The organism is Rhizobium sp. YTU87027 (assembly GCF_050644135.1).
GTDB lineage: Bacteria > Pseudomonadota > Alphaproteobacteria > Rhizobiales > Rhizobiaceae > Rhizobium.
Genome location: NZ_CP098441.1, coordinates 1404006 through 1424152 on the forward strand (window position 1 = coordinate 1404006; position 20147 = coordinate 1424152).

Below are 20147 nucleotides of genomic sequence, written 5' to 3' on the forward strand. Positions count from 1 at the left end.
TTACGCCGTCGTGCATTCTGATGCGTGTGCGAAGAGCCCGTAAGGATACGACCAGCCATTTTGGAATTGGAGGTTTCTCGCGCCCAAAGCAAATGACAACGGACATCAGAGCAGTAGAGCAGTGATCTGCCAGCAATCTTTTGCTCAGCGTCACGTTGGTCAGAAAATGAGACATCAGAATCCGTTTCCCTTGGTCGGCGGAATGAACAGATCCAGATACCCAAGTTTTGGTTTGGGTGGCTTCTTTTGTGATTGGGCACAGACTGCATGGCTTTGTCCGCGCGCCTTTGCCATGGCGGCATGATCAACAAGAACCGCCGGCGTGATCGCAAAACATATCATAAAGATCTTTAGCATGGCCGGCTCCTTTCCTTTTTCGCCCAGCATTTTTTATCCAAGGAGAACTTTGTTCATTGCGCTTGGTCAAAATGGCGCGTCTGTTCGTGTGAATATTCTCCCGACGCGAGCGGGCTCGAACCAGGCGACTTTGCTGCGCCATTCGCCATAGTGGACCGTTGCCCAGCAAGGCGAGCCCTGTGGCTTTAGACAATTGGCTTTGCCGTCTGGAGGTCGTCCTGTCCCATCCGGCATCGATCGGATTGAACCTCAAGCGTCATTTTATAGCGGTTGTTCATCCAGGCTGATGAACAACGAGCCACAGTACTTTGACGCACATCAAGGAAACCCTTTCGGAACACGATAGACTTATCTCATGTGACAGGGAGGTTAGTGCCATGAGCATCAAGACCGTCATGTGTGTCTTTAGCGTCGACCGCTGGGACCAGGACATCAAGTCTGCCATCGAGTTCTGCGAAGCGCAGGGAGCGCACATGACCGCGATGGTGATCTGTATGTGTTCCGTTCCGCCAGTCTCCGTCTACCCCGTGACGGTAACCTGGCTCGACGAGCAGCAGAAGCAGATCGATCGTCTCGCCGAAGAAGCGGATGCGATTCAGAAGATACTAAAAAGGACAGAACTGTCCTTCGACATCCAGGAAATCTACACGGAATTTGCGTGGGCCGACGACGACATCGCACAGCATGCCTTCTACGCCGACCTCGTGTTGGTCGGAGCGCAGGCCGCCGGCGATGAGGATCTCCAACGAAGGATCATCGATGGGGCCCTGTTCCAGTCTCCGACGCCAATCCTTGTCAACCCCCGCATGCAGGCGGTCTCGTCATTCCCGAAGTCTATACTTCTCGCTTGGGATTCCAGCGACGAGGCGGCGCGCGCGACCCGCCAATCCCTGGAGTTTCTCCAAGGCTGCGATTCCGTGCACGTGACGCTCGTAGACCCCGTCGCCAGGAGCTATGAGAACGGCGAAGAGCCGGGTGCCGATATTGCCACGTTTCTCACGCGGCATGGCGTGAAAGTGGAAGTCGACCAGGTCGCGAGCGGCGGACGCCGCGTGGACGAAACGTTGCGCCAACATGCGACGGACGTCGCTGCTGACATGGTGGTCATGGGTGCCTACAATCACCCACGGCTCCAGCAGCGGCTTTTCGGCGGTGTCACGCGCTTCATGCTGAAGAATAGCACCGTCCCGCTTTTCCTGTCGCGTTGACGACGCATCCGGACGCGAATTCTTTCGCGATCATTGAGAATGACGTCCAGTTCCCTTCGTCAGGGACTAAACCTTCCCGCGAGCCGCACCGCTGCGCGAAGCCGCGGCGATGAAACCGCCGAGGCGCATAATGACACCCACGGGGCTGTCGGAGAGATCGAGGCGAGATCACGCAGCGCCTATGCAGGCTGCTTCTGATAGCACCGCCAGCGCGCTCGGTGAACGGCTAACTGCCGCGTTGAAAGTCCATCTGAAGTGTCAATTGGCAGCCGGAAGACGGTTGTCAGCGATCTGGATCGCGAGTGGGCTAATCAATGCGAGGCGAGAAGCGCGACTGTTTAGGCCAGCTCCAGTAAACACAGTGAACGCGACGGTGCTTTGCTAATGGTGCTGGGCCTTGATGTAGGCGACGAGATCAGCGATTTCCGAGCGCGTCAGTGAGAGGTTCGGCATTCGCGAGTGCTGGGGAGATGCCAAGAACTCCGACAATCGCGCCCCGTTGAAGTCTTCGGCTCCACCGATCTGAGCGAATGTTGGGACGGAATCCGAGCCATGAACCTGTCCGGGAGCAACGACGTGGCATTCGCCACACCAGCGTAGGGCGATGCCGCGTCCGCGAGCAAGATCGGCCGTGGCGCCCTCATCAAAGAACGCCAGAAAGAGAGCAACGGCGGTGGCGCCTGGCAAAATACCTGTTCGGGTCATAGGTCGTGTCATCCTCAGCTAGGCTCATCGAGCGAGGCAATTCTTCATGAAACTGGCTATCGATCGGCACGTTGGTGGGCCATGAAGATCGCTTTAACGTGCTGGAAATGCTACAGATAGTTGGCGTACGCATCTTTGATGCCGATCAATGCATCTGGACTTTTGTTCGGACCCGGACATCGTTAAACGGGGCCCGAGCACGACCGGCTGCGCACGTCGGCGACGCCGGACGGGGTTGTCACAAACTGTCACAGATTTAGACCAATTGGCACGGAAGTGGCATCGGCATGTGACGTTGCGATCGTCTAATGCGATCTTCATGATTGGAGGGAGCAAGATCATGTTCGCGAACAGTCTCAATGTCCGACCCCTGTTTGAAGAAACCGGTCCAACACGCGAACAATGCAGCCTCGGCACGCTTTTCGACCGTAGTCCACTGGAGCATGCGGCGGCGGGCCAGATCGTCTTTTTCGAAGGCGACCGCGCCCTCCATGTCTTCGCGATCCGCGAGGGCAATCTGCGAATCTGTCGGCAGCTTCACGACGGACGCCGTGTTATTACGGGTTTTCTTACGAAGGGCGATATTGTCGGGGTCTCGTTCAAGAATCGCTACCTTTACAGTGCCGAAGCGCTGGACGACGTTTCATTCCGGCGGCAGACCAAGGTGGCATTCGAGAAGCAGCTTCTCACCCGCCCCGATCTGCGACCAGTGCTACTCTCGCAGCTTTGCGACGAGGTGGCGGCGGCGCAAGACCAGATGGTGCTGTTGTCGTGCAAGAGCGCTGAAGAGCGGCTGTGCAGCTTCCTATTGGCCCGGTTGCGGAAAAGCATGGTCGAAGGCTGTGAGCCAAACGTAATCAATCTGCCCATGACCAGGCTTGATATCGCCGACTATCTCGGCCTGACGATCGAGACAGTCTCGCGCACGGTTACGAAGCTCGCAGGGCAGGGCATTTTATCGGCGGGCCGTCGACATGAAATTCTGGTGCTGAAGAAGTCGGCGCTTGTGCAACGGGCCGGAGAAGACTTAGCTGACGTCGATGATGGTCGCGACGATACGCCAAGGTACCATCATCATTAAAAGGCAGGGCGGCGATGCCAGACGATGCCATAGTTCCATCAGCTCCGGCGCAGGATCTCGACGTCATCGCGCGCGTTTTCGACGATACGAATGTCATCATTCACGGCGTGGACGGCGTCATCAGCCACTGGACGTCGGGGTGCGAGCGTCTCTACGGATGGAAACGCATCGAGGCCGTGGGGAAGGTGGTTCACACCTTACTCCGGACGAAATTCCCCAGGCCGATTGAGGATATCCGCAAGGAGGTCCATGCCGGCCTCACCTGGGAAAGCGACATAGTCCATCATCATAAGGACGGACACCCGATGACGATCGCAACGCGCTGGGTCGTCTTCGACGCCCGGTCTCCGACACCGGCGATCATACAGACGAATACGGACGTTTCGGAGACCAGGAAGATCCAGGACGACCTTGCCGAACGAGAAGCGCATCTGAGATCAATCCTCGCCACCGTGCCGGATTCGATGGTTGTCATCGACGAGGCGGGGTCGGTCACCTCCTTCAGTAGCGCGGCGGAAAAGCTCTTCGGCTACTCCTCCCGCGAGGTCATCGGCCGCAACGTCCGCATGCTCATGCCGTCACCATATCGCGACGAACATGACAGATACATCGCAGACTACCTTCGCACTGGCAGGGCGAAGATCATAGGCCTGGGGCGAGTCGTGAAGGGACGCAAAAAGGACGGATCGATTTTCCCAATGGAGTTGTCGGTGGGCGAAGCAGTGGCGAACGAAAGACGGATATTCACCGGCTTCATTCGTGACCTGACAACCAGGCAACGGATCGAGGAAGAGTTGCGGCAGTCCCAAAAGATGGAAGCGGTCGGGCAGTTGACCGGTGGGCTGGCACATGACTTCAACAACCTGCTGACAGTGGTCAGCGGTAATCTCGAAATGCTGGAGCCTCTGCTTGCCGATGATGAGCAGCGCGAGCTGCTCCGGGAGGCCCAGGAGGCGGCGGACGACGGTGCAAAACTGACGGCGCAACTTCTCGCCTTTGGGAGGCGCCAGCCTCTCAAGCCCGAGAGCGTCGATATAGGATCTCTCGTATCCGGTTTCTCAGAGCTTCTGCGACGGACGCTTTGGGGAAACGATCGAACTTCGCACAACCATCAAAGGAAGCAACCACACAGCCTTGATCGACAAGTCACAGCTTCAGAGCGCCTTGCTCAACCTCGCTTTGAACGCTCGGGACGCAATGCCGACGGGCGGAAGCCTGACGCTCGATATCTCACGAGTGCGGCTCGATACCGACTATGCTGAGATGTATCCGGAGCTAAGGCCTGGCGACTATATCCTGATCGCCGTGACGGACACGGGAAAAGGAATGCCGGAAGAGGTGAAAGCCCGCGCGTTTGAACCGTTCTTCACCACCAAGGGCGTCGGCGTTGGGACCGGCCTTGGCCTCAGCATGGTCTACGGCTTCGTCAAGCAATTGGGGGGGCACGTTCAGCTCTACAGCGAGCTCGGCAAGGGAACGACGATCCGGATTTACCTACCTGCAGTAGGTTCTGCGGGCGTTCAAAATTCTCGAAAGACGTCAAGCGCCGAGGATGTCCCCCGCGGAACCGAGCGGATTCTCGTCGTCGAAGATGATGAGCGCGTAAGGCGGGTCGTCGTGGCAAGGCTCACGAAGGCGGGCTATTCCGTTCTGGAGTCCGAGGACGCCGCAAGTGCTCTCGAACTGCTCTCGACGAGCGAGCCGATCGATCTGCTGTTCACCGATATCGTCATGCCAGGTGGTATGACTGGCGACGAGCTGGCAAGCAAGGCCGTGCTGCTCAGGCCCAGCCTTAAAGTGTTGTTCACATCCGGCTATGCGGAGCCAGGTATCGCCAACAAATCGTTACCGACGGCCAGTTGGTTGAAGAAGCCGTACACCGCGCAGGAACTTTCGATCCGGCTGCGCCAGCTTCTCGACTAATGCTTCAGGGCGCGGGCTTCATCCGGCTGACCATGTGATAGGCGATCTGGAGGTTGGTTGACACGCCGTGCACACCCGGAACACTTTCGGCAGCCACTCTTGCTGCATCCCGCTCGAGAGAGCTCTCGACTTCTCCGCGAAGTGTGACCAGCCCGTCCCTGACCTGGGTCTCGATGGCTTCCGGTGAAACACCAAGATCCGCCTGCAGCCGTGCACGCACCGCTGTGCATATGGCATCGTCGCCGGAAGCCACTGAACCGGAAGGCTCATCGACCATGGCACGCATGAGATCGCGGCGGCTCACCATGCCGACGAGCCGTTCGTCGGCGACGACCGGGATGTGTTTGATGGCGCGCGCAAGAAGGAGATCGGCGACTTGGGCGATCGTAGCACTTGGAAGCGCGCTGACGACCGGCGAAGTCATGACGTCCCTGATCCTCCAGCTCCGGGCCTTGATGTAATTCCCGAGCGCCTCAGCCCGGCCTCGGGTGTGAGGAACGGGTCGCGTTCCATTCGACGAGGAGATGCGACGAAGAAGGTCGCCTTCCGTGACGATGCCGACCATCTTGCCCATGTCATCAACGACCGGAACGGCACCGATCTTTGTGGCATTGATGATTTCGATCGCTCGTCGGACGTTCTGGTCTTCGCCGATCGTCGTCACCGGACTGGTCATGATGTCCTTGGCAAACATTGCGATACCTCCTTTGTCCGGATCAACCGGAGTGGCGGCAGCCTCAATGATTGTAGGCTTCCAACCGCGTTTCGATCTCGTGGACAGGCATCTTTGTGAAGTCTTTGGCGATTTCTCCAACGATCACATCCTTGCCGGTTGAAGCAAGATTTGGTCGTAGAATGCCGAGCGCGCGGGGAGGGGCGACGACCAGCAGTCGCTGCAGGGAGCCTAGGGCGATGTCATTGGTCAACTCCCTTGCTAAGCCGGCGAGGAAGTTCTGTTCATCGCGCTCGTGCAGATCCGGTGCGTCGACAGCGCTCCGCGCGCCACCTGCCGCTCCGTAGACACGACCTGGCCGGTCGTCTCCCAGTTCGTGTGTCGGCACGCCCTCATTGGTCGTCGTGCGGACCTCGACAAGGTTCAAGTTTTGCGCGTCCCCATCGTTGCGTAAGAGGAGCGCCTTCGATCCATCACAAACAAGGATCCAGTCCTTCGCGCGAATCCGTATTTTATCCATTTTCATCGTTCTCCTTGGCAAAGGCAGACGAAATGCGGGATCGCGCGGGCCTGCCTCTGGTTTGACACGCCCACTCTATCGTTCGACCGAATGGGCTACATTGCACTGGATCAAATTGGCCTCATCCGAACACGTTTGTCGCGGTAACCGAAACCCCGATGTTTCCGCCTGCGCGTGCGCGGCAACCGGCGTCTCGATCGTCGTTGGCCACCGGCGACAAGCCCGGGGCCGCGCCAAGGCACCGGATGCTCCTTCAGCAGTCGACAGCGCGGGGACGCCGCGTTCCGTCAGTCCTTCGCTTATGCGGCACAAAGGCATCGGACATGAAATCCAGATGGTCGGTCTATCGTTTGACGACGAGGAAGCTCCTGCGACCGTCCCTGAAGATGCCGAGAAGGAGAAGGTCTGTCGAAGCCTTCGATAGCTCAACCACCATCTGCGGCGTCGTTGCGTTCGTCTGATTGACGCTGGTGATGACATCTCCGGGCTGCAAGCCAGCGGCCGCGGCGGGGCTATTGTCTGAAATCGAGGATATCAGAGCACCTTGGACCTTTCCGAATGCGTCGGATGCGGCATCGAGGGTTTGGAGCGTGACCAGATCGAGCAACCCCTTTCCATCGACATAGTCGACCGCTTCGACCGGGGGCTCTGTCACGGCGGCCGCGAGTGTCGCGACAACCTGGACGCTGCCGCTACGTCGCAGAAGTGTCAACTTGACGACTGTTTCCGGCGGAAGGGCGGATATGCGCGCCCGCAGCTGGGTTGATCCCGAGACCGGAACTCCGTCAACCGCGGTGATGACGTCACCAACCACGATGCCGGCCTCTGCACCGGGGGATCGAGGCCGAACCTCATTAACCAGGGCTCCCGTCGAGGCGCCGACCCCAAGAGCGCGGGCGAAATCTGCACTGCTATCCTGAACCTGCACGCCAAGCTGGCCGCGGCGGATTTCCCCATGTGCAACGAGCTGTCGCATGATCGCACTGGCCGTATTGATTGGTACGGCAAATCCAATCCCTATGTTTGCTCCCGATGGTCCAAGGATCGCGGTGTTGATGCCCACCACCTTGCCCTCGAGATCGACGAGGGCGCCTCCTGAATTCCCAGGGTTCAAGGACGCGTCGGTCTGGATGAAACCCTCTTCTAAATCCAATCCCAACCCGGATCTATCGAGCGCGCTGACGATGCCGAAGGTCGCGGACTTTCCCAGGCCATACGGTGTGCCGATGGCGACCACATAGTCGCCGACGTTCAGCGAACCGGAATCTCCCAGCACGGCCTGGCTCAATCCGGCTGCTCTGATCCTTATGACTGCCAGATCAGTCTGCGCGTCGGCGCCGACAGCGACGGCGTCGTAACTTTCACCACTGGCGATCGTCACCTTGATGGACGTGGCGCCCTCGATCACATGATTGTTCGTGAGGATGTAGCCGTTGCGTGCATCCGTTATGACCCCGGTTCCTGCCGTCTCGGAGATCTGCCCTACAGCCGTTTGGCTCGGGGACGATTTGTTTTGTGCGCCGGGCGTCAGGTAGAGGGTGTCATCCTGCTCGTCGTTTGACTTTCCGCGCACAGATATGGTGACGACCGTTGGTATGACACGGCTGAGCATCGGCGCTAGCGACGCGGTTACAGATTGTCCTGCGTCGGCGGTCCCGGGGCCCCCGATGGTGAGCCCTAGTGCGCCAATGGCAAATGCCATGCGCCTCAAGTTGCAAAGGAAGTTGCCGCCAGCCATGCTTCGTCTCCTGTGTCACCAGTGTGTGCAGGATCAGATTGAGGAGAAAGAATGTGGGCGCATTGATTGAGCGCAAATTGGCGGGAGATTGTGCACGACTGCTCAATAAGAGACGGCGGGAGTGTCGCCGTCGATCCGTTCAATGCAACGACCAAAGACGCAATTGACCAATATGATCTCTGACGTATTCTACGCCTGATCCAGCATTTTCGGGCTCGTTCAACTGCAATGATCCAGAAGCGATGATGAGCATGGGGTCTCCAGCAGAAACGCAAATTCTTGTTGTCGACGACGATCCGCATATCCGGAAGATGCTTCAGCGATACTTCGAGCATGAGGGCTATAAAGTTACCTGCGTGGCGACCGGCAGGGAAATGCGATCGGTGCTGAGCGCGAGACCATTCGACATCGTGCTTCTTGACCTCGTCCTTCCTGATCTGGACGGGATTGATCTGGCCCGAGAGATACGACGCGCTTCGAACGTGCCGATAATGATACTCACTGGACGTGAGGACGTCGTCGACCGCGTGGTCGGCCTGGAGGTTGGCGCGGACGACTATGTCGTCAAGCCGTTCCATCTGCGTGAGGTTCACGCGAGGCTAAAATCAATTCTACGCCGTTGTCAAACAGCCAGCAAAACGACGCCGAGTGATGATGAGGTACTGGTTTTCGAAGGCTGGCGCCTCGACAGTGAGAAACGAAAGCTTCTCAACCCCGAGAATGTTGAAGTGGAGCTTTCCACCGGGGAGTTCGAGATGTTGGACGCATTCGTCCGCAACGCAGGTCGGGTTCTGAGTAGAGACGTATTGATGGATCTCACGCGACATCGGGAGCGGGATCCGTTCGATCGCTCGATAGACACGCAGATTTCCCGGTTGAGAAGAAAGATCGAAGTCGATCCAGCACGACCGAAGCTCATAAAGTCCGTTCGGTCGGCCGGTTACGTCTTCACCGCCAAGCCGGCCCGATCGGCTTTGGATGCACGCGATAAATGACACCATGATCCCAACGGCGAAAAAAATCGGGATCCTCCAGTTCTTGTAGGCTGCCGGGTAGGTTGGTCCAGACGCGCATGAACTGGCACGCGGTCGCCTGAGCCTCGAGCGATGAAAACAGGCTCTCGGCGATCTGATGGTGATCGGCAGCACTAAGGGCGATGAAGATCGGCACATCCATGAGCAATCCCGCCTCTGGATGCATCATGAGCCTGAAGACGGCCAGGCCTCTCACGCGGCCCGCGAGATCGCTGGCGCTGATGCAACGCCAGTTCCGACTGTCATCGAATACAGCCGCCCAGTCCTTTTCGTCGAACGTCGTTGCCACGCTGCAGACAAGGGCGAAGGCCGCGAGCTCGTCGTCTCGCCGCAATTCGCCGACGACGTAGTCGTATTGCATGGCGTCCTCCCCAGTGCTGGACAATTGAGTGCTATTTGTCCCGCGGATGACATCCTTGTGCATTGTCATAGATCAATGACGATGACTTGGCTGATGCGACGTTTTCTCTACCTGCGCGGCTTTCAAGGGGCACGCGCGCCATGCAATCCTTCGAAGCCACATCACCTTGCAAGCGGACCTTGTTAGCAGGGCGCGCGATGCCCTTGTCGAGCGGCACTGGCCGCTTATCCTGTTCTGTTTGGCTCTCGCATGTCTGGTAACCGTGGCAGCTCCAGATGCGCCGGTCGGGTCCTAAAAGGCGTCCATCCCGCCAAGCCCAACGAACTCCGTCCTGAACCCTTGGGCGCGAGCTTGCTTTAACAGGCGGTCGGCGCTCATCATGTCTAGCCGCATGCTTCCAGAGAAGCAGGAGCGAAGCGGACAGCAGAGCTCTCTTGTCGCCCAGTCGAGAGCCTGCGGTGAGATCATCGTGACGACCCAATGGTCCTCGTCCACCCGTTCGAGCAGGATGTCGCCTTCGTTCTTTCTGGCGTGAGGGAAGGATGCGCACACGGCGAACGTCGATGCGTCCTTGTCCTTGGCGGCGGTGACGATGTGGTTCATCCTGTATCCTCCTCTTGCTACTGCCACCACGACGTGGGTACCGACCTAAGCTTATCCTAAGACGCGGTCAGAGTTGTTGATCCAGGTCAAGGCGGCAGGTTTTAGGTTGCGGATTGATCAGGATGATCCATCGGGTGCCGACAAGGAGGAAGACATGAGAGCGATGGTCCTGGAAAAAGCCGGCACTGCGCTACGTCTTATGGAGACGCCAGATCCGCGTCCTTGCGCAGGGCAGGCCGTGATCGCGGTGGAAGCCTGCGGGGTCTGTCGCACGGACCTTCACGTCTTCGATGGCGACCTTCGAAATCCAAAGCTGCCTCTGGTGCTCGGTCACGAGATCGTCGGTCGCGTCGTGGCCGTCGGTCCTGGCGTCTCGAAAAGTCTTCAGGGATGGAGAGTGGGCGTACCATGGCTCGGGCACGTATGCGGATGCTGCTCATTCTGTCTCGCCGGAACCGAAAACCTTTGCGACACACCCGGCTTTACCGGGTATACGCTCGACGGTGGCTTTGCAACGCACGTCGTGGCCGACGTGAACTATGCGTTCATTTTGCCAGAGGGTTTGGAGCCTGTCGCAACCGCGCCTCTTCTTTGCGCGGGTCTGATCGGATGGCGGTCGCTGAAGATGGCGGGAGAGGGAAAGGCAATCGGTCTCTATGGCTTCGGTGCAGCGGCACACATCCTGACGCAGGTCTGCCGATGGCGAAAGCAGGACGTCTACGCTTTTGTCCGTCCGGGAGACGAAGCGGCAAGACGCTTCGCTCGGGAATTGGGCGCCACCTGGGCCGGCTTCTCGGATGAGATGCCGCCGGTGAAACTGGATGCTGCTATCATATTTGCGCCCGTAGGTGAGCTGGTTCCAAAAGCTCTGGCGGCGGTCCGCAAAGGTGGCACCGTCGTTTGCGGGGGCATCCACATGAGCGATATACCGGTCATGCCCTATCGACTTCTGTGGGGAGAACGCCGCATCGTATCGGTAGCCAATCTGACACGCGAGGATGCACGAGAATTCTTCGGGCTCGTGGAACAGGTGAGCATCCGAACAGTCACGACCACGTATCCGTTGGAGCACGCCAATGACGCGTTGGCCGATTTGCGGGCAGGCCGCATCAACGGGGCAGCCGTGCTCGTGCCGTGACCCGGTTGGTCCTTTGCGGCGACGTGAGACACACCTTTCAAATCATGCCGAACCAACCGCATTTTCTGAAGGTTGCGCGCCCGATACGCTTGGTACTCCCCCGGATGATCGCGACTGCAGCACCATCTCCAACCGCTCCAACCGCCGTTTGCGCGAGAACCGGAGCGGCCGCGAAAATCCATGGCCTGTTTGACCAGGGTCAATGCAGGAGCCTGCGGTCAGGTCAATGTTTGCGTAGGCGATGGCATGCAGCGACACGGGGGATTGCTCCAAGGCCCAAACAGCCTGTGCGGATGTCCGATTACAACATCGACGCCCCTCCGTATTGTGGTGCCTAAACCGCCAGCGCTCCTGCCATCGACTGATGCGGAGCTTTATTTTGGAATCGCCGCGAGTGTGGCTCCATATGAGATTTCCTCCAATCAACGCCTGCGCTGAACACCGTGCCTAGATCCAGTCGCAAAGAGGAGAACGAAATGAAAACGCTACGAGCTTGGAAAGTGGGACTGCTGGCCACGGCGATCAGCTTCTGCACGGCAGGGCTGGCGTTCGCACAGACGAGCCAGGCAGGGTCTGCCCAACTCCCGGAAGACCAATCACAGGCAGCACCATCGTCGGAGATGCGCATGCCTGGTCCAGATATGATGAGAATGATGGGATCGGAGATGATGAAATCAGGAACGATGGGAGAGGGCTATCCCATGAACATGCGAGGGCAGATGACGAAGATCATGTTCGTTATCGCCGATACCGACGGGGATGGCGCGCTGTCTTTCGAAGAAGTGACAGCAGTCCATAGGCGCATATTCGACCACGTGGATGCGAACAAGGATGGTAAGGTCACGCTCGAGGAGATGCAGGCTTTCTGGCAGCGATAGGGCCGCAGGCGACCGTCCGTACTGATACGAGTGCGGCACGAGCAAGGGCAATGGAGAGAGCTTCGTGAACGCAAAAGAGCGCTTGCGATCTACCTGGCGCGAGGGGGAGGTCGCAATGATGCCGTGGGGCGTTCACGAAAACTGACCGGCGAAGCACCAATGATGCGCTTGAAGGCGCGACTGAATGACGCTTCGGATTCGTATCCCAAGCGCTCGGCGATAGCTGCGACCCGCTGCCCTTCGCGCAGCCATTGGTGGGCCTGATGCATCCGCATGCGCGCAACATAGCGAGCCGGTGTTTCGCCAACGACCTTTGCAAAGCGCTCGGCAAAACCCGACCGTGATGCCCCCATTTCACGCGCAAGCTCTTCAACGGACCAATCGTGCGCAGGGTTGAGATGGATGGCGGCCAAGACGCGGCCAACGTCAGGATTTCGAACCGCGGCAAGCCAACCGGTCGCGTCTCCGCAACCATGTTCTACCCAGGTCCGGATGATCGTCGCCGTGAGAACGTCTGCAAGCCGTGCGAGGATGCCGCCTGCTCCGACCCTGTTCATGTCGACCTCACGCATCATTGCGTCAAGCAGGGCAGGGATAGACGGCTCGCTTGCCGCAAGATCGCTTGTCCGCATTATCGCCGGCATCAACTGCAAAAGGGGATGCCGTTTGTCCATGTTGAAGCGCAGGACAGCGAAGAAAAGAAGATTTCGACTGTCGGCGCAGGGACATTGCAGGTCGACTATCCCATCACAGACCGGCCTGCGCGGCATGCATTCGACTGGTGTTGCAGCCAAACCGGGCTCACTCGCAAGGACGTGAGCATCTCCACGGGGCAGGAGGATGGCGTCGCCACTTCGCATTTCTATCCACTCGCCTCCCGGGGCCTGCAGAAACGCGTGGCCAGCCGCCAGAAAATGGAATTGCGCTTCATCTTTCGCGGGAAACGAGGTCGCCCATGGCGCGGAGGGCTGACAACGACCGTATTCGACACCATCCAGCCGCAGTCCCCGCATCATTTCGGTTAACGGGTCGCTCATTGCCAGTCCTTTTTTCTTTGGACGAATAGTCATGAATTATAGATTTTTTAGCATAGAAACGCCGATCGGAGCCGTCTAGCCTCAATCCAACAAAAAATGGAGACGGCTTATGAATGTGAACCTTGAAGCCAATGCATTTCTTATCGACAGCGACCAACGGCCCGCTTGGCCAGGCGTCGTCTCGCTTTCTCTGGGCGTATTCGGCCTCGTCACCGCCGAATTTCTTCCCGCCAGCCTGCTTACCCCCATCGCTCAGGATCTGAACGTCAGCATTGGCGGAGCAGGGCAATCCGTGACCACGACTGCCGTGATCGGCGCACTTGCAGGGCCAGCCGTCGTCATCGGCACCAGCCGGATGGACCGGCGTTTGACCCTGCTTGGATTGACGACCCTGCTGATCGTCTCAAGCCTTCTATCGGCGTTTGCTGGCGGGCTCGGCATGCTCCTCGTTGCTCGCGCAGTGCTTGGAATTGCGCTCGGGGGCTTCTGGGCCATGTCATTGGCGCTTGCCATGAGACTTGTACCCCAGCGGCTGATGCCACGGGCTATGGCCGTCATTATGACAGGGGTATCTGTCGCTACTGTGTGTGCAGCTCCTGTCGGGGCATGGGTAGGGGAGGTCTTTGGATGGAGATCGGCTTTCCTGATCGCGGCCGCCGTTGGCGGTCTCGCGCTCGTCGTGCAGTTCGTAACGCTTCCAGCCATGCCATCAAGGGGCGCCGCGGATCTGGGTACAATGGCCGCTGTGCTACGTCGTCCCGCGATCCGTCTCGGCTTGACAACGGTTCTTCTGGTCGTTGCCGGGCACTTCGCGGGCTTCACCTTCATCCGGCCCTTCCTTGAAACCGTTCCCCATTTTGAGGTGGAGGGGATTTCTGCTGTGTTGCTCGCCTTCGGGATCGGCGGTTTCCTCGGCAATCTCTTCGGCGGCTTCCTTGCCGAGCGCAACACGCCGCTTGCGATCGCGTTCGCAGCCGGTGGAATTGCGGTGACCGCCCTGCTCTTGTCGCTCGCTGGCGCCCAGCCGGGCGTTGCGGCAATTGGCATCGCCCTTTGGGGTTTTGCTTTCGGAGCTCTGCCTGTCAGTGTTCAAAGCTTTATCACTCAGGCAGCTCCTGATGAGGCCGAGAGCGCCGGAGCGCTGATGCTGACCACTTTCCAAATTGCAATCTCCAGCGGCGCAGCGCTCGGCGGTTTGATTGTTGAGGCAAACGGATTGGACGGCGTATTTGCCTTCGCAGCCGTCGCATCTCTGTTGGGAACCACCCTCATAGCCTTGAGAGGTCGCAGGCGAATGCCTCAGAGATCGTAGGTGGCAGTGACGGAGCGCGTTCAAGCGCCGCCTTGCGTCTTTCAACTTCTTATAGTCGCTTGATGCGAGAAGTCGCCAGCAACTCCGGCAAAACGGCATAGCGCCGAGGTTTAAGGGACGGGATACTCTCGAACCTGGGAGCATGGTGTTTCTCGTTGTCGGCACGGCGATCGGGGAGGGCCCGCGACAAAGGGCGCAAGACCACGCCAGGGTACCGCAGCGCAACGCGCAACAAGGTCCGGAGCGGATCGCGGGAGAGCCCATTCTGCGACTAGCGCGCAGATATTGCGACGTCGATCGAGCCTTCAGCAAACCCGGTCACGATGTTCTACCGGCTGATTGGTCGCGCCGCCGGCCGCCTACCAGTGTCATCATAGGAGCGCTCAAGGCGACGGCTGCTCCATGACCATCTAGATGCCGTAATGGGCCGGCGTCTCATGAGTAGCCAGTTGGGTGGCTGTCCCTCAGAATGATGATGTTTGGAAACGAGGTCCGAGCGATCGGCCTCAAGCATCATGAGAGGAACAGCCATGGAATATTATGCAGGAATCGACGTCTCGCTGAAAGAGAGCAGCGTGTGCGTGGTCGACGCGACGGGCAAGTTGGTTCGCGAGGTCAAGGTAGGCAGCGAGCCTGAATGCCTGGTCGGGTATTTTGATCAACTGGACTTTCCGGTAGAGCGCATCGGCCTTGAAGCGGGGCCGTTGTCCCAATGGCTACACGCGGCTCTCGTTGCTGCGGGTCATGAGGTGGTTTTGCTGGAAACGCGGCATGTGAAGGCGGCGCTTTCGGCGATGACGGTGAAGACCGACCGCAAGGATGCACGGGGGATCGCGCAACTGCTCCGCATGGGGTGGTATCGTCCGGTCCACGCCAAATCGTCGCCGGCCCAGGACACTCGGGCTCTCCTGGTTGGCCGCAAGCTTCTGCAATCCAAGCTGCTCGACGTCGAGCTCAGCATCCGGGGTATCCTGCGTGGCTATGGATTAAAGGTCGGCGAAGTCAGCCGAGGGCGTTTCGAGGCGCGCATCCGCGAACTGATTGCAGGGCATGCGATATTGTCGATGGTGATTGACGCGATGCTGACGGCGCGAGCAGCGCTGTGGAGCGAATTTACGAAGCTGCACCGCGAGATGCTCAGGATCGCCCGCGCCGACAGAGTTTGCCAACGGCTGATGAGTGCGCCGGGTGTCGGTGCCTTGGTTGCGCTGACCTACCGCTCCGCGGTCGATGATCCAGCCCGGTTCGAAAAGTCCAGCACAGTGGGTGCCTACTTCGGGCTGACGCCGAAGAAATATCAATCCGGCGAAACTGATCGCGATGGCGGTGTCAGCAAGGTCGGCGACGCGATGGTGCGAACCGCATTGTTCGAGTCTGCGCACATAATGCTGACGCGGGCGACGCGCTTTTCCAGTCTAAAGCGCTGGGCGCTCGATGTGGCCAGGCGTCGCGGGATGAAGCGCGCGAAGGTTGCCCTCGCACGCAAACTGGGTGTCGTACTTCACCGCATGTGGATGGATGCGACGGACTTTCGCTGGAGCGCAAACCCTATGGCGGCATGAAGAGAGCTACGTGATTGACGCGGGCAAGTGCAAGGCTTGCGTCTGATGAGGTCCCGTCGCTGGGACGCAGGCTTGGCAAGGTCGTGTGTAGTGCTGTGACCGCTTCGGCGAAGCACGCTTTCTAGATTGACCTGTCGGCTTGTTGATCTGATGGCATAGTGTGGCGGTCTTCGTGCTGACCACGGACAGAAGCATGGCCTCAGCGACGAGATAATCATTCAGAGGGACTTGACGAACAAAGGCCCATTACAGAAGCATTACAGTTGCATTTTAGTTTTGAGGTGAGCTCGCCGAGCGGCCGCCTGATGGGCGCGCCTCCAGCATGACCATGCGATGACGTAGGCGGGGCTTATGCGACGCTGAGCGAGTCTGATGGCGATGCGCCGGACTTCCTGGATAGACCAGCGGATCAAATCCGGATGGTCGGCATCCGCGGTCTTTTTGGGGGCGTCGCGTCATTGGCGCGGTACCGGATCACCGCCATCATGGCGAAGGCAAGCATGACGAGGGAGACGTGGCGATGCCAGCCATGCCATGACCGGGTTTCGTTGTGATCGAGTCCGAGCTCGTTCTTGGCGGTCTCGAAGCTGTCTTCGATCGCCCAGCGATGGCCTTCAACGGAAACGAGCGTCTGGATGTCCGTCCCGGCCGGGCACCATGTGGTGAAGAATGCGAGATCACCGTCGCTGATATTGCGCCGGATCAGGAGGCCACGGGTCCAAAGCCCAGATTTCGTCTCGTTGTATTCGTCGGCATCGAGATCGGCGAGTTCGCAGTAGGCCCAGTCATGAAGCCGAGCGCCTTTGGTGCCCTCACCGGCGGAAAGACGTTGCCATGCACTTGGATCGAGATCACGGGCGATCTCCTGAGCTGTGCCGGCGACCGGAGGCTTTCCCGACCACGAGCCGAAATGGTGGTCCGATTTAACCCCAAGAACGTAGCCTTTGCAGGCTCGGCGCAGGGTTCCTTCGATGTCCCCGACGCCATAGACCGCATCTGCGGCCACCCATGAAAATGGCACTTCCGCTGCCAGCACCCGCCGTATCATATCGACAGCCAGGCCTGGCTTGGTAGCGAAGGCTGTAGCCTGAGGAACATGAGCTGCTGCAAGCCTTGCCGGATCGCCAGTCCAGCTCTTGGGCAAGTACAGGGCTCGATCGATAAAGGCATGACCGCGAACGGACACATAGGCGGCGAACACACCGATCTGGCAGTTCGTTATCTTGCCTGCCGAACCTGTATATTGACGGGCAACACCGCACGATGTCTTGCCCTGCTTGAGGAAGCCCGTCTCGTCGATGACCAGGACCGCATCATCCGTGGCGAGGTTTTCTACGACATACTCTCGCACGATGTCGCGAAGTCCGTCCGCGTCCCAGCGCCCGCGCCCCAGAATGGCTTGTTGCCGCCACGGGCCGGGATCACCGGCCGCCTCAGCACGCATCCAACCTGTCTTACGCCGCTCGTCACCCAGCAAGCCGTCCAGGAAAAGGTTCGCAGAGGCTGCAACTCGCTCCTGCGTAAACAGTCCGCGCATGCGAGCCTTCACGTCGCGCAAGGATGATGCCCAAAGCTCAAGCGTCGTCTCGATTGATGCACCTGCCATCCATGACCTCCGAATCATGGAGACCCATAGATTCAGATCATAGGTAAATATGCAACTGTAATGCTTCTGTAATGGGCCTTTGTTCGTCAAGTCCCTCTGAATGATTATCTCGTCGCTGAGGCCATGCTTCTGTCCGTGGTCAGCACGAAGACCGCCACACTATGCCATCAGATCAACAAGCCGACAGGTCAATCTAGAAAGCGTGCTTCGCCGAAGCGGTCACAGCACTACACACGACCTTGCCAAGCCTGCGTCCCAGCGACGGGACCTCATCAGACGCAAGCCTTGCACTTGCCCGCGTCAATCACGTAGCTCTCTTCATGCCGCCATAGGGTTTGCGCTCCAGCGAAAGTCCGTCGCATCCATCCACATGCGGTGAAGTACGACACCCAGTTTGCGTGCGAGGGCAACCTTCGCGCGCTTCATCCCGCGACGCCTGGCCACATCGAGCGCCCAGCGCTTTAGACTGGAAAAGCGCGTCGCCCGCGTCAGCATTATGTGCGCAGACTCGAACAATGCGGTTCGCACCATCGCGTCGCCGACCTTGCTGACACCGCCATCGCGATCAGTTTCGCCGGATTGATATTTCTTCGGCGTCAGCCCGAAGTAGGCACCCACTGTGCTGGACTTTTCGAACCGGGCTGGATCATCGACCGCGGAGCGGTAGGTCAGCGCAACCAAGGCACCGACACCCGGCGCACTCATCAGCCGTTGGCAAACTCTGTCGGCGCGGGCGATCCTGAGCATCTCGCGGTGCAGCTTCGTAAATTCGCTCCACAGCGCTGCTCGCGCCGTCAGCATCGCGTCAATCACCATCGACAATATCGCATGCCCTGCAATCAGTTCGCGGATGCGCGCCTCGAAACGCCCTCGGCTGACTTCGCCGACCTTTAATCCATAGCCACGCAGGATACCCCGGATGCTGAGCTCGACGTCGAGCAGCTTGGATTGCAGAAGCTTGCGGCCAACCAGGAGAGCCCGAGTGTCCTGGGCCGGCGACGATTTGGCGTGGACCGGACGATACCACCCCATGCGGAGCAGTTGCGCGATCCCCCGTGCATCCTTGCGGTCGGTCTTCACCGTCATCGCCGAAAGCGCCGCCTTCACATGCCGCGTTTCCAGCAAAACCACCTCATGACCCGCAGCAACGAGAGCCGCGTGTAGCCATTGGGACAACGGCCCCGCTTCAAGGCCGATGCGCTCTACCGGAAAGTCCAGTTGATCAAAATACCCGACCAGGCATTCAGGCTCGCTGCCTACCTTGACCTCGCGAACCAACTTGCCCGTCGCGTCGACCACGCACACGCTGCTCTCTTTCAGCGAGACGTCGATTCCTGCATAATATTCCATGGCTGTTCCTCTCATGATGCTTGAGGCCGATCGCTCGGACCTCGTTTCCAAACATCATCATTCTGAGGGACAGCCACCCAACTGGCTACTCATGAGACGCCGGCCCATTACGGCATCTAGAAGGCCGCTTGACAGTCAAACGGCTTGCGCCGCTTCTGCGGATGGTATGACATCGACGGCCCTGGCTGGCCAGTCTTGCAGTGCAGCCTCGAGCTCTGTTCGATCGGGTGCCCCGACACGCCCACCGAACCTCTGGCATTTGATGGCCGCTGCCATTGATGATGTGCGCATCACATCCTCGATCGCCATGCCCTCGCAAAGCGAAAGCGCAAAGGCTCCATGGAAAATATCGCCTGCCGCCAGCGTATCGACGGCCGTGATGTCAGGTGCTTCGAGGTGGCGGATAGAGGCACTGTCATCGTCGAACCAGTAGGAGCCTCTTTCCCCGAACGTCACGGCGACGAAACCGTGACTGAAGTGTTCCTTCAGCCGGCGAACGATCGATATCGGGTCTGCTGTTCCAGCCAGGCGCTCCGCAGCCGGCTGCGAAAAGACAATGTGGCTTGCCGCCGGCGCCAGCATCTCGATCACCCCGTCGGGCGCCACGTCGCCATCGAGGATGGCAGGTATGCCGACTTTGCCGGCAGCGAGCAACGTCTGTAGTGCAAGTTCGGGCCAGCGAACGTCGACCAGAACGGCATCGAATGCCGAAACATCGGCAGCCGTAAGCGGATGGACATCCTGATGCAGCCGCGGATCGTAGAAGGGGATGATCAGGCGCTCACCGCCGTCGTCGATCAGGATCGTCGACATTGCCGAACGGGCGCCTGCGACGCGACGCATGCCACGGGTATCTATGCCGCTTTCAGCGAGATCAGCGACAATGCGTCCGCCGGTCTCGTCGTCCCCGACTGCACCCCACAGGCTGGCTTTCCCGCCAAGCCTTGTAACCGTAAAGGCGGCGCTCGAGGCCATGCCTTCCGCAATCTGCAGCATATCGTATGGCAGGACTTTGCCTTGCCCGGTCGGCATAATACGGACCCGGAAGAGTGTGTCGAGGA

General features: G+C 59.1%; 18 protein-coding genes and 1 pseudogene. 8 read left to right on the forward strand and 11 right to left on the reverse strand.

Translation table 11 applies throughout. The annotated features are described in order from the left end of the window. Window positions 1-174: 174 nt before the first annotated feature. Window positions 175-387 carry a hypothetical protein gene (locus tag NBG89_RS25510; protein WP_431323110.1) on the reverse strand — a complete coding sequence of 71 codons (213 nt, stop codon included), beginning with the start codon at window positions 385-387 and terminating at the stop codon, window positions 175-177. Window positions 388-734: 347 nt separating this feature from the next. Between NBG89_RS25510 and NBG89_RS25515 the strand changes: the two genes are divergently transcribed. Continuing rightward, window positions 735-1565, forward strand: coding sequence for a universal stress protein (locus NBG89_RS25515; protein ID WP_431323111.1), 831 nt, complete (start codon window positions 735-737; stop codon window positions 1563-1565). A 381-nt stretch (window positions 1566-1946) separates the two neighbouring features. Here the strand turns inward: NBG89_RS25515 and NBG89_RS25520 are convergent, their stop codons facing one another. Continuing rightward, window positions 1947-2270 carry a c-type cytochrome gene (locus NBG89_RS25520; RefSeq protein ID WP_431323112.1) on the reverse strand — a complete coding sequence of 108 codons (324 nt, stop codon included), beginning with the start codon at window positions 2268-2270 and terminating at the stop codon, window positions 1947-1949. A 148-nt stretch (window positions 2271-2418) separates the two neighbouring features. On the opposite strand from NBG89_RS25520, the gene NBG89_RS25525 reads away from it, so the two are divergent. Together NBG89_RS25525 and NBG89_RS25530 are read left to right on the forward strand one after the other, a co-directional pair. Then, on the forward strand, window positions 2419-3351 hold the full coding sequence (locus tag NBG89_RS25525; RefSeq protein WP_431323113.1) for a Crp/Fnr family transcriptional regulator: 933 nt from the start codon (window positions 2419-2421) through the stop codon (window positions 3349-3351). A 14-nt stretch (window positions 3352-3365) separates the two neighbouring features. Further along, window positions 3366-5274, forward strand: a pseudogene (locus tag NBG89_RS25530) (PAS domain S-box protein). Window positions 5275-5278: 4 nt separating this feature from the next. On the opposite strand, the gene NBG89_RS25535 reads toward NBG89_RS25530, so the two are convergent. The 3 genes from NBG89_RS25535 to NBG89_RS25545 all read right to left on the reverse strand — a co-directional run bounded on the left by NBG89_RS25535 (window position 5279) and on the right by NBG89_RS25545 (window position 8205). Next, the gene (locus NBG89_RS25535; RefSeq protein ID WP_431323114.1) at window positions 5279-5968 is read right to left on the reverse strand and encodes a CBS domain-containing protein; all 690 of its coding nucleotides are present in this window, start codon (window positions 5966-5968) and stop codon (window positions 5279-5281) included. A gap of 43 nt (window positions 5969-6011) precedes the next feature. Then, window positions 6012-6467 carry a host attachment protein gene (locus tag NBG89_RS25540; protein ID WP_431323115.1) on the reverse strand — a complete coding sequence of 152 codons (456 nt, stop codon included), beginning with the start codon at window positions 6465-6467 and terminating at the stop codon, window positions 6012-6014. Window positions 6468-6810: 343 nt separating this feature from the next. Further along, window positions 6811-8205, reverse strand: a complete 1395-nt coding sequence (locus tag NBG89_RS25545) for a trypsin-like peptidase domain-containing protein (protein WP_431323116.1) — start codon at window positions 8203-8205, stop codon at window positions 6811-6813. 245 nt (window positions 8206-8450) lie between these two features. Between NBG89_RS25545 and NBG89_RS25550 the strand changes: the two genes are divergently transcribed. Further along, the gene (locus tag NBG89_RS25550; protein ID WP_431324551.1) at window positions 8451-9200 is read left to right on the forward strand and encodes a response regulator; all 750 of its coding nucleotides are present in this window, start codon (window positions 8451-8453) and stop codon (window positions 9198-9200) included. Here the strand turns inward: NBG89_RS25550 and NBG89_RS25555 are convergent. Then, window positions 9154-9600 carry a hypothetical protein gene (locus NBG89_RS25555; protein WP_431323117.1) on the reverse strand — a complete coding sequence of 149 codons (447 nt, stop codon included), beginning with the start codon at window positions 9598-9600 and terminating at the stop codon, window positions 9154-9156. The genes NBG89_RS25550 and NBG89_RS25555 overlap by 47 nt on opposite strands. Window positions 9601-9891: 291 nt before the next feature. Further along, complete coding sequence (locus NBG89_RS25560; RefSeq protein ID WP_431323118.1) at window positions 9892-10203, reverse strand: hypothetical protein; 312 nt, start codon at window positions 10201-10203, stop codon at window positions 9892-9894. Window positions 10204-10357: 154 nt separating this feature from the next. Between NBG89_RS25560 and NBG89_RS25565 the strand changes: the two genes are divergently transcribed. Further along, window positions 10358-11341 carry a zinc-dependent alcohol dehydrogenase family protein gene (locus NBG89_RS25565; protein WP_431323119.1) on the forward strand — a complete coding sequence of 328 codons (984 nt, stop codon included), beginning with the start codon at window positions 10358-10360 and terminating at the stop codon, window positions 11339-11341. A gap of 476 nt (window positions 11342-11817) precedes the next feature. Continuing rightward, window positions 11818-12219, forward strand: coding sequence for an EF-hand domain-containing protein (locus NBG89_RS25570; protein ID WP_431323120.1), 402 nt, complete (start codon window positions 11818-11820; stop codon window positions 12217-12219). Window positions 12220-12308: 89 nt separating this feature from the next. Here NBG89_RS25570 and NBG89_RS25575 read toward each other — a convergent pair whose 3' ends face one another. Continuing rightward, window positions 12309-13256: an AraC family transcriptional regulator gene (locus NBG89_RS25575; protein WP_431323121.1), complete on the reverse strand. Its 948-nt coding sequence runs from the start codon at window positions 13254-13256 to the stop codon at window positions 12309-12311. Between the two features lie 109 nt (window positions 13257-13365). Here NBG89_RS25575 and NBG89_RS25580 point away from each other — a divergent pair, with 109 nt between their 5' ends. Further along, window positions 13366-14568, forward strand: a complete 1203-nt coding sequence (locus NBG89_RS25580; protein WP_431323122.1) for an MFS transporter — start codon at window positions 13366-13368, stop codon at window positions 14566-14568. Between the two features lie 530 nt (window positions 14569-15098). Further along, window positions 15099-16130 carry an IS110 family transposase gene (locus tag NBG89_RS25585; protein WP_099086550.1) on the forward strand — a complete coding sequence of 344 codons (1032 nt, stop codon included), beginning with the start codon at window positions 15099-15101 and terminating at the stop codon, window positions 16128-16130. A 409-nt stretch (window positions 16131-16539) separates the two neighbouring features. Here the strand turns inward: NBG89_RS25585 and NBG89_RS25590 are convergent, their stop codons facing one another. The 3 genes from NBG89_RS25590 to NBG89_RS25600 all read right to left on the reverse strand — a co-directional run bounded on the left by NBG89_RS25590 (window position 16540) and on the right by NBG89_RS25600 (window position 20118). Beyond that, on the reverse strand, window positions 16540-17754 hold the full coding sequence (locus tag NBG89_RS25590; protein WP_431323123.1) for an IS701 family transposase: 1215 nt from the start codon (window positions 17752-17754) through the stop codon (window positions 16540-16542). Between the two features lie 300 nt (window positions 17755-18054). Next, window positions 18055-19086, reverse strand: a complete 1032-nt coding sequence (locus tag NBG89_RS25595) for an IS110 family transposase (protein ID WP_099086550.1) — start codon at window positions 19084-19086, stop codon at window positions 18055-18057. 135 nt (window positions 19087-19221) lie between these two features. After that, window positions 19222-20118, reverse strand: coding sequence for a PfkB family carbohydrate kinase (locus tag NBG89_RS25600; RefSeq protein WP_431323124.1), 897 nt, complete (start codon window positions 20116-20118; stop codon window positions 19222-19224). Window positions 20119-20147 lie beyond the last annotated feature (29 nt).

What these genes read in the sequence shown, in the direction of transcription:
- NBG89_RS25540 (WP_431323115.1), bottom strand. Translation starts at nt 6,467, where the DNA reads ATGGATAAAATACGGATTCGCGCGAAGGACTGGATCCTTGTTTGTGAT.
- NBG89_RS25535 (WP_431323114.1), bottom strand. Translation starts at nt 5,968, where the DNA reads ATGTTTGCCAAGGACATCATGACCAGTCCGGTGACGACGATCGGCGAA.
- NBG89_RS25590 (WP_431323123.1), bottom strand. Translation starts at nt 17,754, where the DNA reads ATGATTCGGAGGTCATGGATGGCAGGTGCATCAATCGAGACGACGCTT.
- NBG89_RS25565 (WP_431323119.1), top strand. Translation starts at nt 10,358, where the DNA reads ATGAGAGCGATGGTCCTGGAAAAAGCCGGCACTGCGCTACGTCTTATG.
- NBG89_RS25595 (WP_099086550.1), bottom strand. Translation starts at nt 19,086, where the DNA reads ATGGAATATTATGCAGGAATCGACGTCTCGCTGAAAGAGAGCAGCGTG.
- NBG89_RS25575 (WP_431323121.1), bottom strand. Translation starts at nt 13,256, where the DNA reads ATGAGCGACCCGTTAACCGAAATGATGCGGGGACTGCGGCTGGATGGT.
- NBG89_RS25580 (WP_431323122.1), top strand. Translation starts at nt 13,366, where the DNA reads ATGAATGTGAACCTTGAAGCCAATGCATTTCTTATCGACAGCGACCAA.
- NBG89_RS25555 (WP_431323117.1), bottom strand. Translation starts at nt 9,600, where the DNA reads ATGCAATACGACTACGTCGTCGGCGAATTGCGGCGAGACGACGAGCTC.
- NBG89_RS25510 (WP_431323110.1), bottom strand. Translation starts at nt 387, where the DNA reads ATGCTGGGCGAAAAAGGAAAGGAGCCGGCCATGCTAAAGATCTTTATG.
- NBG89_RS25515 (WP_431323111.1), top strand. Translation starts at nt 735, where the DNA reads ATGAGCATCAAGACCGTCATGTGTGTCTTTAGCGTCGACCGCTGGGAC.
- NBG89_RS25525 (WP_431323113.1), top strand. Translation starts at nt 2,419, where the DNA reads ATGCATCTGGACTTTTGTTCGGACCCGGACATCGTTAAACGGGGCCCG.
- NBG89_RS25585 (WP_099086550.1), top strand. Translation starts at nt 15,099, where the DNA reads ATGGAATATTATGCAGGAATCGACGTCTCGCTGAAAGAGAGCAGCGTG.
- NBG89_RS25600 (WP_431323124.1), bottom strand. Translation starts at nt 20,118, where the DNA reads ATGCCGACCGGGCAAGGCAAAGTCCTGCCATACGATATGCTGCAGATT.
- NBG89_RS25560 (WP_431323118.1), bottom strand. Translation starts at nt 10,203, where the DNA reads ATGAACCACATCGTCACCGCCGCCAAGGACAAGGACGCATCGACGTTC.
- NBG89_RS25545 (WP_431323116.1), bottom strand. Translation starts at nt 8,205, where the DNA reads ATGGCTGGCGGCAACTTCCTTTGCAACTTGAGGCGCATGGCATTTGCC.
- NBG89_RS25570 (WP_431323120.1), top strand. Translation starts at nt 11,818, where the DNA reads ATGAAAACGCTACGAGCTTGGAAAGTGGGACTGCTGGCCACGGCGATC.
- NBG89_RS25520 (WP_431323112.1), bottom strand. Translation starts at nt 2,270, where the DNA reads ATGACCCGAACAGGTATTTTGCCAGGCGCCACCGCCGTTGCTCTCTTT.
- NBG89_RS25550 (WP_431324551.1), top strand. Translation starts at nt 8,451, where the DNA reads ATGAGCATGGGGTCTCCAGCAGAAACGCAAATTCTTGTTGTCGACGAC.